Consider the following 16,638-nt stretch of genomic DNA (forward strand, 5'->3'; position numbering starts at 1 on the left):
TCCAGGGTAGTCGTGTGCTTCGCCGCGGCCAGCGCGCGGGTCAGCCCGCGGGTTCTGTCACGAAGTCGATGAGCTCTTCCACGCGGCCGAGCAGTGCCGGCTCGAGGTCGCGATAGCTGTGCACCCTGCTCAGGATGTGCTGCCACGCACGCGCGGTGTCGGCCTGGGTTTCGTGCGGCCACCCGAAGGCGCGGCAGATCCCGGTCTTCCAGTCCGTGCCCCGCGGAATCTCGGGCCAGCGGGTGATACCGAGTGCTCGTGGGGTGACGCACTGCCACACGTCGACGAACGGATGCCCGACGATGCGCACGTGGCGGCCGAGCGGACCCCGGGCGACGGCATCCGCGATCCGCGACTCCTTCGAGCCCGGCACGAGGTGGTCGACGAGCACGCCGTAGCGCCGCTTCGCGGACGGGGGCTCTTCGGCGAGCAGGTCGTCGAGGAGGTCCACACCCTGCAGGTACTCGACCACGACGCCCTCGACGCGGAGATCGGCGCCCCACACCTTCTCGACGAGCTCCGCGTCGTGCTTGCCCTCGACGAGGATCCGGCTCGGCAGCGCGATGCGCGCGCGCTGGTCTCCGACGGCGAACGATCCGGATGCCGTGCGCTGCGGTGCCTGCGTCTTCGGCGCCGGGGGCGCCAGCCGCACGGGCCGGCCCTCGATGAGGAAGCCGCCGCCGAGCGGGAACAGACGCTTGCGGCCCTTCCAATCCTCGAGTTCGACGTTTCCTCCCTGCACGCGTGTGACCGCTCCGCAATACCCGTCATCGGCCACCTCGACGACGAGATCGAGCTCGGCGGAAACCGTCGGCACCTGCTTCGTGCCACGCTCGCGCCAGCCCGATGCGAGCACATCCGATCCGTACCTGTCGTCCATGCCTTCCAGCGTATGCGTCTCCGCTGAGGGCGAACGGCGATCCGCCCGTGGATGCTGTCGCGTGTCGGGCTGTGTGAATAGACTCGGAGCCATGGGGCGCGCCTGCCGGTCGGAGGGAAAACGATGAAGACACGGTGGCTGGCGCTGAGCGCCGCAGTGCTCGCCGCAACGGCGGGTCTGCTCTCCTCGGGAGCCGCCTCCGCGACCGATCCCCTCACGCTCGACTCCGGGTACGTGACCGACGATGCCGGCGTTCTTTCCGCGAGCGAGAAGGACGCCGTCGAAGAACGGCTCCAGGAGCTCACCGAGAACTCGTCCGCCGATCTCTTCGTCGTCTTCGTCGACGAGTTCACCTCGCCGAGCGGCCGCGTCGAATGGGCGGACGCCACAGCGACGCGCAGCAACCTCGGTCCCGACCAGTATCTGCTGGCGATCGCGACCGATCAGCGCAGCTACTACATCTCCGCGGCCGAGGGCGGGCCGTTGAGCAACTCCCGCCTCGACGACATCGAGCAGGAGATCCAGCCCCTGCTCGCCCAGGACGACTGGGACGGAGCGATCCTCCTCGCCGCCGATGAGATTCAGGGCGATGGCGGCGCCGGTGCTCTCCGGGCTCTCCTGATCGTGGCCGGCCTCGTCGCGCTCGCACTCGTTGCGTGGTTGGTCATCGCTCTCGTCCGGCGGAGTCGCCGCGCGGCCGCAATCCGCAAGCGCGGGGCGATGCCGGAGCATCCCGACCCCGCCGACCCGTTCTCGACGCTGACCGATGAGCAGGTGCAGACGCAGGCGGGATCTGCTCTCGTGCAGGCCGACGACGCCATCACCTCCAGCCGCGAGGAATTGGGCTTCGCCATCGCGCAGTTCGGTGACAGCGCAACGGCCGAGTTCACGACCGCGGTCGACCAGGCGAAGGCGAAGCTGTCGGAAGCCTTCGAGCTCAGACAGAAGCTCGACGACGAGATCGAGGACACGGTCCACGAGCAGCGCGCCTGGAACATCCGGATCATCCAGATCGCCGACGAGATCGACGACATCCTCGATGCGAACACGGAGGCCTTCGACTCGCTCCGCGAGCTCGAACAGAATGCTCCGCAGGAACTCGAACGCGTCCGCGGTGAGCGCGCCGCGCTCGGTCCTGTGCTCGACGGGGCGGCCGAGGATCTGGCGACGCTGTCGTCGACCTACGCGGCCGAAGCGCTGACCACCGTCTCGGACAACCCCGCGCAGGCCCAGGAGCGCGCTGCCCTCGCCGACCATGCGATCGACGCCGCGGCGGAAGCGATCGCCGCGGGCCGCACGGGCGACGCGGCGTTCGCCATCCGCACGGCCGAGCAGTCCGTCGCGCAGGCGGGGCAGCTCGTGCAGGCGATCAGGGCCCTCGGGTCGGACCTCGCCGCCGTCGAGACACAGGCGCAGGCGCTCGTGGCCGAGCTGCAGTCCGATGTCGCCGCCGCCCAGCAACTCCCCGACACCGGCGGAGCGCTCTCCGCGGCCACGTCCACGACCGTGCAGTATCTGCAGGCCGCACAGGCCGATCTCAGCGGGACCGCGCGCAATCCGCAGCGTGCGTTCGACGCCCTGTCCGCCGCGAACGCCCAGATCGATGCCGCGATCGCCCAGGGGCGCGAGGCGCTCGATCGCACTCGGCGCGCGGAGCAGATGCTCGAGCAGACCCTGACCCAGGCGGGCTCCGAGATCCGCACCGCCCGGGAGTTCATCGAGACCCGACGCGGAACGGTCGGGTCCACCGCGCGCACCCGTCTCTCGCAGGCCGATGCGAGCCTGACACAGGCGCTCGGCCTTCGAGCCACCTCGCCGGACGCCGCACTCACCGAGGCGACCCGGGCCCTCGACCTCGCCCGCCAGGCGATCTCCTCCGCCTCCGCCGACGTGTCCGCCTACGATTCCCGCGGGTACGACGGCTGGGGCAACGGACCGTTCGGAAACTCCGGGGGCTCCGGCGGCTCGGGCCTCGGCGGAGACATCCTGGGCGGGATCATCGGCGGACTCCTCGCCGGTGGCGGCGGAGGCGGCAGTCGCTCCCGTTCGCGCAGCAGCAGTTGGCGCTCGAGCGGTGGCGGTGGATTCCGCAGCTCCGGCTTCGGCGGCGGTCGCTCCGGCGGCGGTCGCAGCGGCCGCTCCGGAGGTGGGCGCTTCTGAACTTCACAGACTCCTCGGCAAGACTTCGATATCGGCCCTCTGAAAGGAACCTCGCATGACCAAGCAGTCCATCTTCGGACGAATCTCGACCCTCGTCCGCGCGAACATCAACTCGCTCCTCGACTCTGCCGAAGACCCGCAGAAGATGATCGATCAGCTCGTGCGCGACTACACGAACAGCATCGCCGACGCCGAGTCCGCGATCGCCGAGACGATCGGCAACCTGCGCCTGCTCGAGCGCGATCACGAGGAAGACGTGCAGTCGGCCACCGAGTGGGGCAACAAGGCCCTCGCCGCCAGCCGCAAGGCCGACGAGATGCGCGGCTCCGGTGACACCGCCGACGCCGACAAGTTCGACAACCTCGCGAAGATCGCCCTGCAGCGTCAGATCAGCGCCGAGCGCGAGGCCCGCGGTGCCGAGCCGCAGATCGCCGCGCAGACCGAGATCGTCGACAAGCTCAAGAGCGGCCTGAACGGCATGAAGGACAAGCTCGGCGAGCTCAAGAACAAGCGCAGCGAACTGCTCGCACGCGCCAAGGTCGCCGAGGCGCAGACGAAGGTGCAGGACGCCGTCGGGTCGATCAACGTTCTCGACCCCACCAGCGAGCTGGGCCGCTTCGAAGACAAGGTCCGCCGCCAGGAGGCCATCGCTCAGGGCAAGATCGAGCTCGCGGCGTCGAGCCTCGACGCCCAGTTCGAGAGCCTCGAGGACCTCGGTGAGCTCACCGAGGTCGAGGCGCGTCTCGCCGAGCTGAAGGCCGGCGGCTCCGCTCCGCGTCAGGCCATCGAAGGCAACTGATCCACCCGTGGATGCCCCGGACTCCCCGTCCGGGGCATCCGCACTTCCTCTTTCCCAGGAGGCACCCATGGTGCGATTCCTCGTCGTCCCGCAGTGGCAGGGATCGCCGGCCGCACGCGCGATGCTCCTCGTCGACGGCGCATCGGCCATCGCCGGCGATCTGCCCCGCGCCCGCACGACCACCCTCGACGTGCCGGTGGAAGCCGGCGAGTCGCTGGGCACCGGCGTGCGGCGGCTCAGCGCCCTCCTGCGCACCCGCGATCTGATCCGCGAGCATCTCACCGACGAGTACAGCGTGCTGATCGGCGGAGATTGCAGCATCACGGTCGCCGCCCTCGACGCGCTGCCCGGCGGCACCGACGACCTGGCCGTGGTGTGGTGCGATGCTCACGCCGACCTGAACACGCCGGAGACCTCTCCTTCCGGGGCGTTCTCCGGTATGGCGCTCCGTGCGATCATGGGCGAGGGCGAGCCGCAACTCGCACTCGCCGCTGCCCTTCCTCGCGAGCGCATCGTCACGGTCGGCATGCGGGCCCTCGACGACGCCGAGGTCGACGAGATCTCCTCGTTCACCCACCTGCGGGTCGACGATCTCGACGACTCGGACGCGCTGCTCGACGCCGTCCGCGCGACCGGCGCCTCGCGGGTCTGGGTGCACATCGACGTGGATGTGCTCGATCCCGCCGAGATCACCGGTGTCTCGGATCCCGCACCGTTCGGGATGACCCCGGCGGCGCTCGCTTCGGCCATCCGCCGACTCCGCGAAGAGATCCCGCTCGCAGGTGCCACGATCTCGGGCTTCGCGCCCCGCACGCCCGCCGACGCGGTGGACGACCTCGGGGCGATCCTGCGTCTGATCGGTGCCGTGGCATGACGACGGACTGGAGACCCGTGGCCGAGGAGGCACTGGCCCGCGGCCGACGCTTCGACCGCCGTCTCCCCGCGTTCCTGCTCCGCTCCCCCGTGAGCTGGATCGGTTATGCCTGGGCCACGGCGGTGGGATGGCTCTGGGGATCGTTGTGGAGCACCGGCCGCGTCGAACGCCGTGCCGGACTCTGGATCTTCCGGGGAATGCCGACGTGGACCTTCAATCGCGGCGGCGTGTGCGTCGGAGGTTGCTTCCTCACCGGCGATGCCCGTCCGACGGATGCCGTCCTGCGCCACGAGGCGGTCCACAAGGCCCAATGGCTGCGATACGGGTTCCTGATGCCGGTGCTGTACTTCGTCGCCGGGCGCGACCCGCTGCGCAATCGCTTCGAGATCGAAGCCGGGTTGGAAGACGGCAACTACGTTCGCCGCTCCCGCTGACGGTCAGCGATCGAGCGGGAGGAGACCGAAGCGCTCGGGAGCGTGGATCGACGTCGGCTCGACCGCGAGGCTCGTCGTGAGGTGGTCGACGATGTCGGCGGTGCCGAGGTACCCGCCGAGAAGGGTGACCTGAGTGGAGACCTCGTCATCGCACAGCATCTCGTCGGCCCACGCGCACGTGGCACGTGCGAGAGCCTGCCCCGGAGCGCAGGAGCGACCGGAGCCCGGAGCCCCCGAGCGATCGGCGCGGGCCAGCCAGGTGACGGTCATGCGTGCCGGCGCGTCGATCACCTGGATGTCATCGGCGGTCGGCACCTCGATGAAGATCCGACCCGATGCGCACAGCGGAAGCGTGGAGAGGAACATCTCGAGGTCGACGAGCGACTTCTCATCTGCCGTGACGAGGTGGTGAGAGCGCTGACGAGCGGCACGGCGCGCTGCGCGCGTGCTGCGGGTGTCGAACGTGGTGTCCATGGTCCTTCCATCGTAACACCGATGAAGGCATGCCTAACCTTGCTCCACGATCCGCCTCACCCGACGGGCTCGACGAGAGCCGCGGTGAGCGCCTCGAGCTCGGCATCCGTCATCCCCTGTGCCCGCAGATAGTCGGCCGCCGACCCCCAGCGCTCGTCGACCATCTCGAGCAGACGGCGCATCACGGGAGCCGGTGACTGCGTCGCGAGAGAGACGGCATTGACGGCTTCGGGGTGCAGCTCCGTCAGGTATGCGGCGATCCGACGGTTCCGCTCGGGCGGGAGCTGCGACTCCGTCAGTGCATAGTCCTCGATCACCGCCTCGCGATCGGCACCGACGGCCGACAATGCGAGCGCGACCGTCACCCCTGTGCGGTCCTTACCCACCGTGCAGTGGACGAGCGTCGGTTCCCCCGCCGCGATGATGCGGATGGCCTCGACGAGCCTGTCACCGCTCTCCTCGAGGAGATGGAGATAGAGGTCTTCGAGACTCGTGTCGGTTTCGAAGAACGAGCGCACGGAACCCAGGAACAGCGGGAGGTGCGTGGTATCCGGACCGACGATCTCGCTGGGCTCCGCCGCCACCTCCTCGCCGTCACGCAGATCGACGATGTGCGCGACACGGCCGCGGAGCTCCTCGGCCCCCTTCGCCGTGGCTCCGGACAGCTGACCGGAGCGCAACAGCACGCCGTGTCGGATACGACCGCCGACGGCCGGCATCCCTCCGACGTCGCGGACGTTGTTGACACCGCCGACGTCGAGCACGCTCATGGTGTCGCCTGCGGCGAACGGGCCGGCACGGGGTATCGCCCGGCGACGACGACGCGGTTGAACGCGTTGATCGACACGCACGCCCAGCTCAGCGCCGCATACTCCTTCTCGGTGAAGACACTGCCGACGCGGTCGTACACCTCGTCGGACACGCCCTCGTCCGAGATGAAGGTGAACGCCTCGGCGAGTTCGAGCGCCGCTCGCTCGCGCTCGCTGAACACGCCGCTCTCGCGCCACGTGGCGATCTGCATCATGGTGTCGGCGTCGATGCCTGCAGCCTCGGCGCGGTCGACGTGGATACGGGTGCAGTAGGCGCACCCGTTGAGCTGCGAGCAGTGGATCATGACGAGTTCTTTCAGACGATCGTCGATCCCGTTGGCAGCGCAGATGTCTCCGACGGTGCGGGAGAACGCATCGAGGGCCTGGTAGGCGGTCGGCTCGGTCTTGGAGAGGTGCACTCGCGTCTCGCTCATGACTCCATGATATTCGGCTGTCGATGCCACGAGGGTGACGCATCGCGCCGTCGGGAAATGCAGAACGATAAGTTCATGCTGCTCTTATTGATCTTATTGTCACGGTTTACCGCATCTTGACCGCTCACTTTGATCCGGCATTTCGCGATGACGTCTCACGGGGCGCAGAATATGGGCGTGGCGATCGACATCAGCGAGTTCAGCTATCTTCCCGCGCAGGCCGAGGCACTCGGCGTTCCCGTTCCTCCCGTCGAACGGCTCACCCTCGCCCTGCCGGACGGTCGTGCGGTCAGCGCGCTTCGCTTCGGCACGGAACCTGCGCGCGTGACACTGCTGCACGGCGCCGGTCTGAACGCCCACACCTGGGACACCACGGCGCTCGCCCTCGGGATCCCCTTGCTCGCGATCGACCTCGCCGGACACGGCGACTCGTCATGGCGCGACGATCTCGACTACACGCCGCGCACCCTCGCCGCCGACGTGGCTGCGGCGCTCGATGCCTGGACCGACGTGCCGCAGATCGTCGTCGGACAGTCACTGGGCGGCCTGACCGGTGCAGCGCTGGCGGCGAGCCGCCCGGATCTCGTCGCCGAACTCATCGTCGTCGACATCACCCCCGGCATCGACACCTCCGCCGGTCCCGCAGCTCTCCGCGAGTTCTATGCCGGACCCGTGGATTTCGCGACCCGCGATGAACTCGTCGACAAGGCGATCTCGCTCGGCTTCGGCGGTACACGCCCCGAGACCGAGCGCGGTGTGTTCCTGAACACCCGCGTGCGGCCGGATGGACGCATCGAGTGGAAGCACCATTTCGCGCACCTCGCGGCGCAGGCTCTCGCATCTCACGACCCGGGCACGCCGGCGGCGCCATCGGTCCTGCACGAGACCGGATGGGACGATCTCGCCGCCGTCCGCGCTCCTCTGACCGTGATCCGGGCGACGCGGGGATTCGTGAGCGAGGCGGATGCCGACGATCTGCAGCGCCGCATACCCGACGCACGCGTCGTGGTGTTCGACGCCACCCACAACGTGCAGGAGACCGCGCCCGCCGAGCTCGCCGAGTTCGTCGCTGCCGCCTCCGCGTCGGTGTGAAACGGAATGTGACGTCGCGTTCCACACCGCACCCTTCGATTTCTCGCTCATCCCTAGGCTCGTTCAACCGGCACACAGCACCTGCCGCACCGAGAGGAAACCACCATGTTCCGACGCTCCCGACGCGTAGCGCTCATCTCCGCGCTCGCCGCCACCGCTGTGATCCTCAGCGCGTGCTCCGGCAGTCCGCAGCCCGCCGCCACCTCGACGGGTGAGGTCGACCCCGACGCGACCCTGCACGTGGGTCTCGTTCTCGAGCCGACCAACCTCGACATCCGGCACACCAGCGGTGCGGCACTCGAGCAGATCCTCATCGACAACATCTACGAGGGCCTAGTCACCCGCACCCAGGACAACGGGATCGAGGCGCGCATCGCCTCGGACTACTCGGTCTCCGACGACGGCCTGACCTACTCGTTCACCCTCAACGACGGAGTGGTCTTCCACGACGGCTCCCCACTGACGTCTGCCGATGTCGTCGCCTCGTACGAGGAGGTTCGCACCGACGAGACCGTCCAGGGCAACGCGGAGTTCGCGTCGGTCTCGTCGATCACCGCGCCCGACGACAAGACCGTCGAGATCGTGCTCTCCGAGCCGAACCAGAACTTCCTCTTCGCCCTGACCGGTCCCGCCGGCCTGGTGTTCAAGAGCGGCGACACCACCGATCTGCAGACGGCGGAGAACGGCACCGGACCCTTCACTCTCACCCGCTGGAACAAGGGCAGCACGATCACATTCGCGCGCAGCGACGCCTACTGGGGTGAGCCCGCCGGCGTCGCGTCGGTCGAGTTCCAGTACATCCCCGACTTCACCGCGGGCGTGAACGCGGCGATCGCTGGCGACGTCGACGTGCTGACCGCCGTGGACCCGAACCTCGCACCGCAGCTCGAGGACTCGGGCGACTTCACCCTCACCACCGGCCGGACGACCGACAAGGCCACGCTCGCATTCAACAACGCGAAGGCGCCGCTCGACGACGTCCGTGTGCGCGAGGCGCTTCGCCTGGCGATCGACCACGACGCGCTCATCGAGGCGGCCGGCGCGGGCACCCCGCTCTACGGACCGATCCCCGAGCTCGACCCCGGGTACGAGGACCTCTCCGATGTCGTGTCCTACGACCCCGAGCGCGCGAAGGAGCTCCTGGCCGAGGCCGGGCAGGAGGATCTCGAGCTGACCCTCACGATCCCCTCGTTCTACGGCACCACGGTACCGAAGGTGCTCATCTCGGACTTCGCGAAGGTGGGCGTCACCCTCGACGTCGACTCGGTCGAGTTCGCCACCTGGCTCGAAGACGTCTACACCAACCACGACTACGACCTCAGCTACGTGCTGCACGTCGAGCCTCGCGACTTCGGTAACTTCGCGAACCCGGACTACTACTTCGGGTACGACAACGCCGAGGTGCAGAGCCTCTACGCCGAGGCCCTCGCCGAGGTCGATCCCGACGCCTCCGCCGAGCTCCTCGCCCAGGCGGCGCGGATCGTCTCGGAGGACCACGCGGCCGACTGGCTGTACAACGGTCAGACGATCACCGCGGTCGCTCCGATCGTCACCGGGTTCCCCGAGGATTCGATCAACTCGCGCATCAACCTGGCCGGCGTGACGGTCTCGTCCGCCGACTAGGCGACGGTCTCGTCCTCCGTGATCCGTTACGCGCTCGTCCGAGGGGCCCTGCTCATCGCAGGGCTCCTCGTCGCGAGCGCCCTCATCTTCCTCACCCTGCGCGTCTTCCCGGGCGACGTGGCCCAGCTCATCGCCGGCACCCAGGCCTCGCCGGCCGAGGTCGAAGCGCTGCGCGAATCGCTCGGCCTGAACCGCCCTCTCCTGTCGCAGTACACCGACTGGATCGGAGGCATCTTCCGCGGCGACCTCGGCACCTCGTTGCTCTCCGGCGCCTCGGTCGGCGAGGAGCTCCTGCTCAAGGCGCAGGTCACGGTGCCGCTCGGGCTGATGTCGCTCCTCATCGCCGTCGTGATCGCGATCCCCTTCGGCATCCTCGCGGCGCTGGCTCGCGGACGGCGTGCGGGCACGGCATTGAGCGTCGGTGCCCAGACCCTCGCCGCCGTGCCCGTCGTCTGGGCCGGGATGATGCTCATCGTCGTCTTCTCGGTCTGGCTCGGATGGTTGCCCCCGCAGGGCTTCCCCCGCACCGGGTGGAGCACCCCCGGCGAGGCCATCGAGGCCCTCCTCCTGCCGGCTCTCACGATCGGGATCGTGGAGGGTGCCATGCTCATGCGCTTCGTCCGCAGCGCGACCCTGCAGGCAGCCGGCCAGGACTTCGTCCGCACGGCTGCGGCGAAGGGCCTCAGCCGGACGCAGGCCTTGATCCGACACGGCATCCCCGCCGTCGGGCTGTCGATCATCACGGTGCTCGGTCTGCAGATCGCCGGCATCATCGTGGGATCGGTCGTGATCGAGCAGCTGTTCACCCTCCCGGGCATCGGGCGGATGCTGGTGGCAGACGTCGGCACCCGCGACCTCATCAAGGTGCAGAGCGAACTCCTCGTGCTCACCGGCTTCGTACTCGTGGTCGGATTCGTGGTCGACCTGCTCCACCGCGCGATCGACCCACGCCAGAGGGAGGCATGATGGCCCCGCTGTGGCTCCGCCGTCTGTGGGCGACCCCGACGGGCGCCTTCGGCCTGATCGTCGTCGCCGTCATCGGCCTGACAGCAGTCGTCGCCCTCTTCTGGACGCCGTTCGACCCTCAGTCCTCGACCATCAGCGAGCGGTGGCTCGGTCCGAGCTGGCCCCATCTGCTGGGCACCGACGACACCGGGCGCGACATCCTGAGCCTGATCATGGCGGGGGCGCGCACGACGGTGTTCGTCAGCATCGGTGCCGGAGTCGTCGCCACGCTCGTCGGCATCGCCCTCGCCGCGCTCGGGGCCCTCACCGCCCGATGGCTGCGCGAAACGATCGCCGTGCTGGTGGACATCCTGATCGCCTTCCCGGTGCTCCTCATCGCGATGATGATCTCCTCGGTCTGGGGCGGCTCGCTCTGGGTCGTGATCTGGGCCGTGGGCATCGGCTTCGGCGTGAACATCGCACGCGTCACGCGTCCCGAGCTGCGACGCGTGCAGCAGAGCGACTTCATCCTGGCGGCGAAGGCGTCGGGCCTCACACCCGCGCAGAGCCTGCTGCGTCATCTGCTCCCCAACGTCGCTCCGGTGTTCATCGTGCAGCTGTCGTGGTCGATGGCCGTCGCCGTGCTGGCCGAAGCCGGGCTGTCGTACCTCGGATTCGGTGCATCGGTCGTCGAGCCCAGCTGGGGCCTGCTGCTCGCCGACCTGCAGCGCTACATCGGCGTGCACCCGCTCTCGGTGATCTGGCCGGGTCTCACGATCACCCTCACCGTCCTCGCCCTGAACCTCCTCGGCGACGCGCTGCGCGAAGCGACCGACCCCACGCTGCGTCACCGCCGTGCCGAGACCCACACCCCTGGAGTCGTCGCATGAGCCTCGTCGTCGAAGATCTGGCCGTCGAGATCGACGGGCGTCGCGTGGTCGACGGCATCTCGTTCGAGGTCGAGGACGGTGCCCGTCTGGGGCTGATCGGCGAGTCCGGGTCGGGCAAATCACTCACCGCTCTCGCGATCCTCGGGCTCCTGCCCGACGGCGCCACGGCGGCCGGGAGCATCCGATGGAACGGGACGGAGCTGATCGGGATGCCGGACCGCGAGCTCGCCCGACTGCGCGGAGACGAGATCGGCATCGTGTTCCAGGAGCCCCGCACCGCGCTCAACCCGATCCGCACGGTCGGTCGGCAGATCGCCGAAGCCATCCGCATCCACGAGGGCATCGGGCGACGGGAGGCGCGCGTGCGCGCAGTTCAGGAAGCCACCCGCGTGCGACTCCCCGATCCGGAGTCGATCGTCGATCGCTACCCGCACCAGCTCTCGGGCGGCCAGCGCCAGCGCGTGGCGATCGCCATGGCGCTCGCCAGCCGACCGCGGGTGCTCATCGCCGACGAGCCGACCACGGCGCTCGACGTCACGATCCAATCCGAGATCCTGACGCTCCTGCTGCGCCTCGTCGAGGACGAGGGCATGTCGCTCGTGTTCATCACCCACGACCTCGCCGTCCTCGCGCAGGTCGCCACAGAGGGCGTGGTTCTCGAACACGGACGCGTCGTCGAGTCCGCTCCGGTCTCGACGCTGCTCACCGCGCCGAGCTCGCCGATCACGCAGGGGCTGCTCCGCGATGCGACGGCGACGCTGTGGCGCCCGGACGGAGGCATCGCATGAGTCTCGTCGAAGCGCGCGGGCTGACCCGCGAGTTCATCGTCCCGAAGCGCTCGCCCCTCGAGCGCACGCGTCGGCAGACGGCACTCGAGCCGACCGACCTCGACATCGTCGAGGGCTCGTCCGTCGGGATCATCGGCGAGTCCGGTTCGGGAAAGTCGACACTGGTGCGCCTGCTGCTGGGCCTCGACACACCGACCTCGGGGACGGTGTCCGTCGGCGGTCGGCGCGTGGACGCGTCGGCATCCGCGACGTCCCTCCGGTGGCTACGCCGGCAGACAGGACTCGTCTTCCAAGACCCCTACGCCTCGCTCGACCCGCGCATGACCGCCGGGCAGATCGTGCGCGAGCCGCTGTGGGCCCTCGGCATCGACGGCGAACATCGTGCGCGTGTGCGCGAAGTGCTCGCCCGAGTCGGGCTGGAGCCCGATGCCGGCGACAGGTATCCGCACGAGTTCTCGGGCGGGCAGCGGCAGCGCATCGCATTGGCGCGCGCGATCGTGCACGGTCCCCGCATCCTCATCGGCGACGAGCCGCTCTCGGCCCTCGACGTGACCGTGCGGGCGCAGATCCTCGACCTCCTGGCCGATCTGCGCCGGACGACCGACCTCACCCTCGTGCTCGTCTCGCACGATATCGGCGTCGTGCAGAACCTCAGCGACACCGTCGTGGTCATGAAGGACGGCCGGATCGTCGAGCGCGGCACGACCGACGACGTGCTCCTGCGCCCGCAGCACGACTACACGAAGGCCCTGCTCGCCGCGATCCCGGTGATCCCGCGCGGTCAGTGACCGCGGCCGGCGGCGAGGAAGCGACGGCGGCGCGCGACCGGCCTCAGCGCGCGTTTCATGTAGACGGTGCCGAGTTCACGACCGAACTTGTGGCCGACGCGTGCCATGCGCCCCGCCTCCACGAATCCGAGTCGCGCGTGCAGACGGATCGAGGCCTCGGCACCGCTGTCGCTGATGACCGCCACCATCTCGCGGATGCCGAACTGTTCGCAGGCGTCGATCAACGCCTGCAGCAGCGCGCCGCCGAGGCCCTTGCCGCCGGCGCCCGGGCCGAGGTAGATGGAGTCCTCGACCGTGTAGCGATAGGCGTTCTTGCCCGCCCAGGGCTGCGCGAGCGCGTATCCGATGACCACCCCAGACGGTGAGACAGCGACGAGGAACGGGAGCCCGAGCCGGTCGAGCAGCGCGAACTTGTCGCGCCAGTACGGGATGCTGCTGCTCTTCTCGTCGAGCGTGACGGCGGAGTTGCTCACGAAGTGGTTGTAGATCTCGCGCACGGAGGGCAGATCGCCGGGGCGAGCGGGACGGATCGTGTACGAGAAGATCTCGGGGGTCGCCGCAGGACGCAGGTGGCGCGGCAGGATGCGACGTCGGTCCCCCGGTTCGAACTGCATGCGTTCAGCTTAGGGATCCGGGGCGTTCGCCCTCTACCCGCCAGTCGATGGGTGCCTCTCCCCGGTCCTCGAGCAGTTCGTTCGCGCGGGAGAAGGGTCGAGACCCGAAGAAGCCCCGACGCGCCGACAGCGGCGACGGGTGGGCCGACGCGATGACCGGTGTCGATCCGAGGAGGGGACGCAGGTTCTCGGCATCCTTGCCCCACAGGATCGCCACGAGGGGGCGGTCGCGCGCGACCAGCGCCCGGATCGCCGTTTCGGTGACCTTCTCCCAGCCCCACCGCCGATGCGACCCCGCGACGCCCGGCTGCACGGTCAGCACACGGTTCAGCAGCAGCACCCCCTGATCGCTCCACGCCGCGAGGTCGCCGTGCGGCGCGGGCGGAATGCCGAGATCGCTCTCCCGCTCGCGGTAGATGTTGGCGAGGCTGCGCGGCAGCGGCCGTACGTCGCGGTCCACCGCGAACGAGAGTCCGATCGGATGCCCGGGGGTGGGATAGGGATCCTGCCCGATGATGAGCACCCGCACATCGGCGAGCGGTCGCCGGAACGCCCGAAGCACGTTCGCACCGTCCGGGAGGTATCCGCGCCCGGCCTCCACCTCGCCGCGCAGACGCTCGCCCAGGGCGGTGATGTCGTGCTGCACCGGCGCGAGCGCCTCCGCCCATCCCGGATCGATCTCGCCATCCGCGGCGAGCTCCACGAGGGTGCGCGCCATCGTCAGTCGGCGGAGCGCACGCGCAGCGGTCCGCGCGCCAGCAGGTGCTGCGCCGACTGCGCGACCGGGCGCATCGTGACGAGGTCGAGGTTCACGTGCCCCGGCGCATCGAGCGCGTAGGCGATGACGTCGGCGACGTCTTCGGCGAGCAGAGGAGCCTCGACCCCGGCATAGACGGCTTCGGCCGCGACGGCGTCTCCGCCGAGACGGTTGAGGGTGAACTCCTCGGTGTGCACCATCCCCGGTGCCACCTCGACCACACGGATCGGCTCGCCGTTCAGCTCCTGGCGGAGCACCCGTACGAGCATCGCCTCGGCGGCCTTCGCCGCGTTGTATCCGGCACCGCCCGCATACGCGGACTGGGCGGCCGTCGAGGTCACGAACACGGTGTCGGCGTGGCCGTCGGCCGCTGCCGCGCGGCGCAGCAGGGGAAGCAGGCCCTTCACGAGCCGCTGCGTCGAGAGCACGTTCGCGTCGAACATCCACTGCCAGTCCTCGACGGAGGCGTCCTCGATGCGGTCGGTTCCGCGCGCACCCCCGGCCACCTGCACGAGCGCGTGCACGGGGCCGCTGGCCTCCAGCTCGGTGATGAGGGCGTCGACGGCGGCGGAGTCGGTCAGGTCGCAGGCGATGGCGGATGCCCCGGTCTCGGCCACGAGGGCCGTGAGCCGATCCTCGCGTCGGGCGACGCCCACGACGTCCCATCCGCGCGACCGGAGCTCCCGCACCGTCGCCGCCCCGATCCCCGAGCTCGCTCCCGTCACAACTGCACGTCTGTTCACCATGCCTCCACCGTACGATGTTCCGCGGTTTTTCGTCGATCGGCAGTGTTACGTCACATTTCCCACCCTTTGTTGACAGCGGGGAGTGTTCCGTACTCTCGCTGAAACGGCATCTGCCATCCCACCATCGATCGTTCCAGGGGGAACAACATGTCCGCACCCGAGACCTGGCGTTTCGAGACCAAGCAGATCCACTCCGGCGCTGCGCCCGACCCGGTGACCAAGGCGCGTGCCACGCCGATCTACCAGACCACCTCGTACGTGTTCGACAGCGCCGACCACGCGGCGAACCTCTTCGCCCTGGCCGAGTTCGGCAACATCTACACCCGCATCCAGAACCCGACGCAGGACGTCCTCGAGCAGCGCCTCGCGGCCCTCGAGGGAGGCACGGGAGCACTGGTGCTCTCGAGCGGCCAGGCGGCATCGACCTTCGCGATCCTGAACATCGCCGAGGCCGGTGACCACTTCGTCGCCTCGAGCTCGATCTACGGCGGCACCTACAACCTCTTCAAGTACACGCTCGCCAAGCTCGGCATCGAGGTCACGTTCGTCGAGAACCAGGACGACCCCGAGGAGTGGCGCCGCGCCGTCCGCCCGAACACCAAGCTGTTCTTCGCCGAGACGATCGGCAACCCGCAGATCAACGTCCTCGACATCCGCGCCGTCGCCGACGTCGCGCACGCCAGCGGTGTGCCGCTCATCGTCGACAACACGATCGCCACCCCGTACCTGATCCGCCCGTTCGAGCACGGCGCCGACATCGTGATCCACTCGGTCACCAAGTTCCTCGGCGGCCACGGCACCACGATCGGCGGCGTCATCATCGACGGCGGTTCGTTCGAGTGGTCGAAGAACGTCGAGAAGTTCCCGGGGCTCACCGTTCCGGACCCCTCGTACCACGGCGCGAGCTACACGACCGCGGTGGGCGACCCGCTCGCATACATCATCAAGGCTCGCGTGCAGCTGCTCCGCGACCTCGGATCCGCGATCGCCCCGCAGAGCGCGTGGAACCTGATCCAGGGCGTCGAGACGCTGTCGTTGCGCATCGAGCGCCACGTGCAGAACGCGCAGGAGATCGCCGAGTGGCTCGACGGACGCGATGACGTCGCGACCGTCAACTACTCGGGCCTGCCGTCCTCCCCCTGGTACGCCAAGGCCAACGAGTACGCGCCCAAGGGCGTCGGCGCGGTGCTGTCGTTCGAGCTGAAGGGCGGTGTCGAGGCGGGTCGCGAGTTCGTGAACAGCCTCTCGCTGTTCAGCCACCTGGCGAACATCGGCGACGTGCGCTCACTCGTCATCCACCCCGCATCGACCACTCACGCGCAGCTCACCCCCGAGCAGCAGCTCACGGCGGGCGTCACGCCCGGCCTCGTGCGCCTCTCGGTCGGCATCGAGAACGTCGACGACCTCAAGGCCGACCTCGACCAGGCTCTGGCCGCCGCCCGTCGCGTGTCGGAGGCCGCTCGCGCCTGACGGCTCCTGTGCTGTGACGGATGCCTCGGACTCCCGGAGTCCGGGGCATCCGTGTCTTCCG

The 16,638-nt window shown here is 69.1% G+C and carries 18 protein-coding genes; 11 read left to right on the forward strand and 7 right to left on the reverse strand.

The genetic code is table 11. The features are described from left to right. Positions 1-40: 40 nt before the first annotated feature. Complete coding sequence (locus tag ACIPVN_RS04040; RefSeq protein WP_400439782.1) at positions 41-880, reverse strand: DUF3097 domain-containing protein; 840 nt, start codon at positions 878-880, stop codon at positions 41-43. Between the two features lie 123 nt (positions 881-1,003). On the opposite strand from ACIPVN_RS04040, the gene ACIPVN_RS04045 reads away from it, so the two are divergent. From ACIPVN_RS04045 to ACIPVN_RS04060, 4 genes are all read left to right on the forward strand, one after another. Then, positions 1,004-3,040 carry a TPM domain-containing protein gene (locus tag ACIPVN_RS04045; protein ID WP_400439785.1) on the forward strand — a complete coding sequence of 679 codons (2,037 nt, stop codon included), beginning with the start codon at positions 1,004-1,006 and terminating at the stop codon, positions 3,038-3,040. 55 nt (positions 3,041-3,095) lie between these two features. After that, positions 3,096-3,839: a PspA/IM30 family protein gene (locus tag ACIPVN_RS04050; RefSeq protein ID WP_400439787.1), complete on the forward strand. Its 744-nt coding sequence runs from the start codon at positions 3,096-3,098 to the stop codon at positions 3,837-3,839. A gap of 67 nt (positions 3,840-3,906) precedes the next feature. Then, the gene (locus ACIPVN_RS04055; RefSeq protein WP_400439790.1) at positions 3,907-4,713 is read left to right on the forward strand and encodes an arginase family protein; all 807 of its coding nucleotides are present in this window, start codon (positions 3,907-3,909) and stop codon (positions 4,711-4,713) included. Continuing rightward, positions 4,710-5,147, forward strand: a complete 438-nt coding sequence (locus ACIPVN_RS04060) for a Fe-S oxidoreductase (protein ID WP_400439793.1) — start codon at positions 4,710-4,712, stop codon at positions 5,145-5,147. The genes ACIPVN_RS04055 and ACIPVN_RS04060 overlap by 4 nt, the downstream gene beginning before the upstream one ends. Before the next feature lie 3 nt (positions 5,148-5,150). Here the strand turns inward: ACIPVN_RS04060 and ACIPVN_RS04065 are convergent, their stop codons facing one another. Genes ACIPVN_RS04065 through ACIPVN_RS04075 form a run of 3 tightly spaced genes read right to left on the reverse strand, consistent with a single transcriptional unit; the run spans position 5,151 to position 6,864 of the window. After that, complete coding sequence (locus tag ACIPVN_RS04065) at positions 5,151-5,621, reverse strand: SIP domain-containing protein (protein WP_400439795.1); 471 nt, start codon at positions 5,619-5,621, stop codon at positions 5,151-5,153. Between the two features lie 56 nt (positions 5,622-5,677). After that, positions 5,678-6,391, reverse strand: a complete 714-nt coding sequence (locus ACIPVN_RS04070; RefSeq protein WP_400439798.1) for a tyrosine-protein phosphatase — start codon at positions 6,389-6,391, stop codon at positions 5,678-5,680. Beyond that, positions 6,388-6,864, reverse strand: a complete 477-nt coding sequence (locus ACIPVN_RS04075; RefSeq protein ID WP_400439801.1) for a carboxymuconolactone decarboxylase family protein — start codon at positions 6,862-6,864, stop codon at positions 6,388-6,390. Before ACIPVN_RS04075 ends, ACIPVN_RS04070 begins: the two co-directional genes overlap by 4 nt. Positions 6,865-7,035: 171 nt before the next feature. Between ACIPVN_RS04075 and ACIPVN_RS04080 the strand changes: the two genes are divergently transcribed. The 6 genes from ACIPVN_RS04080 to ACIPVN_RS04105 all read left to right on the forward strand — a co-directional run bounded on the left by ACIPVN_RS04080 (position 7,036) and on the right by ACIPVN_RS04105 (position 12,990). After that, positions 7,036-7,956, forward strand: a complete 921-nt coding sequence (locus tag ACIPVN_RS04080; protein WP_400443298.1) for an alpha/beta fold hydrolase — start codon at positions 7,036-7,038, stop codon at positions 7,954-7,956. 105 nt (positions 7,957-8,061) lie between these two features. Beyond that, positions 8,062-9,579, forward strand: a complete 1,518-nt coding sequence (locus ACIPVN_RS04085; protein WP_400439804.1) for an ABC transporter substrate-binding protein — start codon at positions 8,062-8,064, stop codon at positions 9,577-9,579. Between the two features lie 18 nt (positions 9,580-9,597). Beyond that, positions 9,598-10,545: an ABC transporter permease gene (locus ACIPVN_RS04090; protein WP_400439806.1), complete on the forward strand. Its 948-nt coding sequence runs from the start codon at positions 9,598-9,600 to the stop codon at positions 10,543-10,545. After that, positions 10,542-11,414 (forward strand): ABC transporter permease, encoded by an 873-nt coding sequence (locus ACIPVN_RS04095; protein ID WP_400439809.1) that lies wholly within the window; start codon positions 10,542-10,544, stop codon positions 11,412-11,414. Before ACIPVN_RS04090 ends, ACIPVN_RS04095 begins: the two co-directional genes overlap by 4 nt. After that, positions 11,411-12,202 (forward strand): ABC transporter ATP-binding protein, encoded by a 792-nt coding sequence (locus tag ACIPVN_RS04100; protein ID WP_400439812.1) that lies wholly within the window; start codon positions 11,411-11,413, stop codon positions 12,200-12,202. Before ACIPVN_RS04095 ends, ACIPVN_RS04100 begins: the two co-directional genes overlap by 4 nt. After that, positions 12,199-12,990: an ABC transporter ATP-binding protein gene (locus ACIPVN_RS04105; RefSeq protein WP_400439815.1), complete on the forward strand. Its 792-nt coding sequence runs from the start codon at positions 12,199-12,201 to the stop codon at positions 12,988-12,990. Before ACIPVN_RS04100 ends, ACIPVN_RS04105 begins: the two co-directional genes overlap by 4 nt. Here the strand turns inward: ACIPVN_RS04105 and ACIPVN_RS04110 are convergent. The 3 genes from ACIPVN_RS04110 to ACIPVN_RS04120 are packed head-to-tail and all read right to left on the reverse strand — an operon-like array spanning position 12,984 to position 15,107. Beyond that, positions 12,984-13,604 (reverse strand): GNAT family N-acetyltransferase, encoded by a 621-nt coding sequence (locus ACIPVN_RS04110; RefSeq protein WP_400439818.1) that lies wholly within the window; start codon positions 13,602-13,604, stop codon positions 12,984-12,986. The two genes, ACIPVN_RS04105 and ACIPVN_RS04110, sit on opposite strands and share 7 nt — an antisense overlap. Positions 13,605-13,608: 4 nt before the next feature. Further along, positions 13,609-14,322, reverse strand: a complete 714-nt coding sequence (locus ACIPVN_RS04115) for a uracil-DNA glycosylase (RefSeq protein WP_400439821.1) — start codon at positions 14,320-14,322, stop codon at positions 13,609-13,611. A 2-nt stretch (positions 14,323-14,324) separates the two neighbouring features. Further along, complete coding sequence (locus tag ACIPVN_RS04120; protein WP_400439824.1) at positions 14,325-15,107, reverse strand: SDR family oxidoreductase; 783 nt, start codon at positions 15,105-15,107, stop codon at positions 14,325-14,327. 147 nt (positions 15,108-15,254) lie between these two features. Between ACIPVN_RS04120 and ACIPVN_RS04125 the strand changes: the two genes are divergently transcribed. After that, entirely contained in the window at positions 15,255-16,577 is a 1,323-nt protein-coding gene (locus ACIPVN_RS04125; RefSeq protein WP_247632468.1) for a bifunctional o-acetylhomoserine/o-acetylserine sulfhydrylase, read from the forward strand. Positions 16,578-16,638: the final 61 nt, after the last annotated feature.

This window comes from Microbacterium sp. NPDC090003 (assembly GCF_044748385.1).
Classification (GTDB): Bacteria; Actinomycetota; Actinomycetes; order Actinomycetales; family Microbacteriaceae; genus Microbacterium.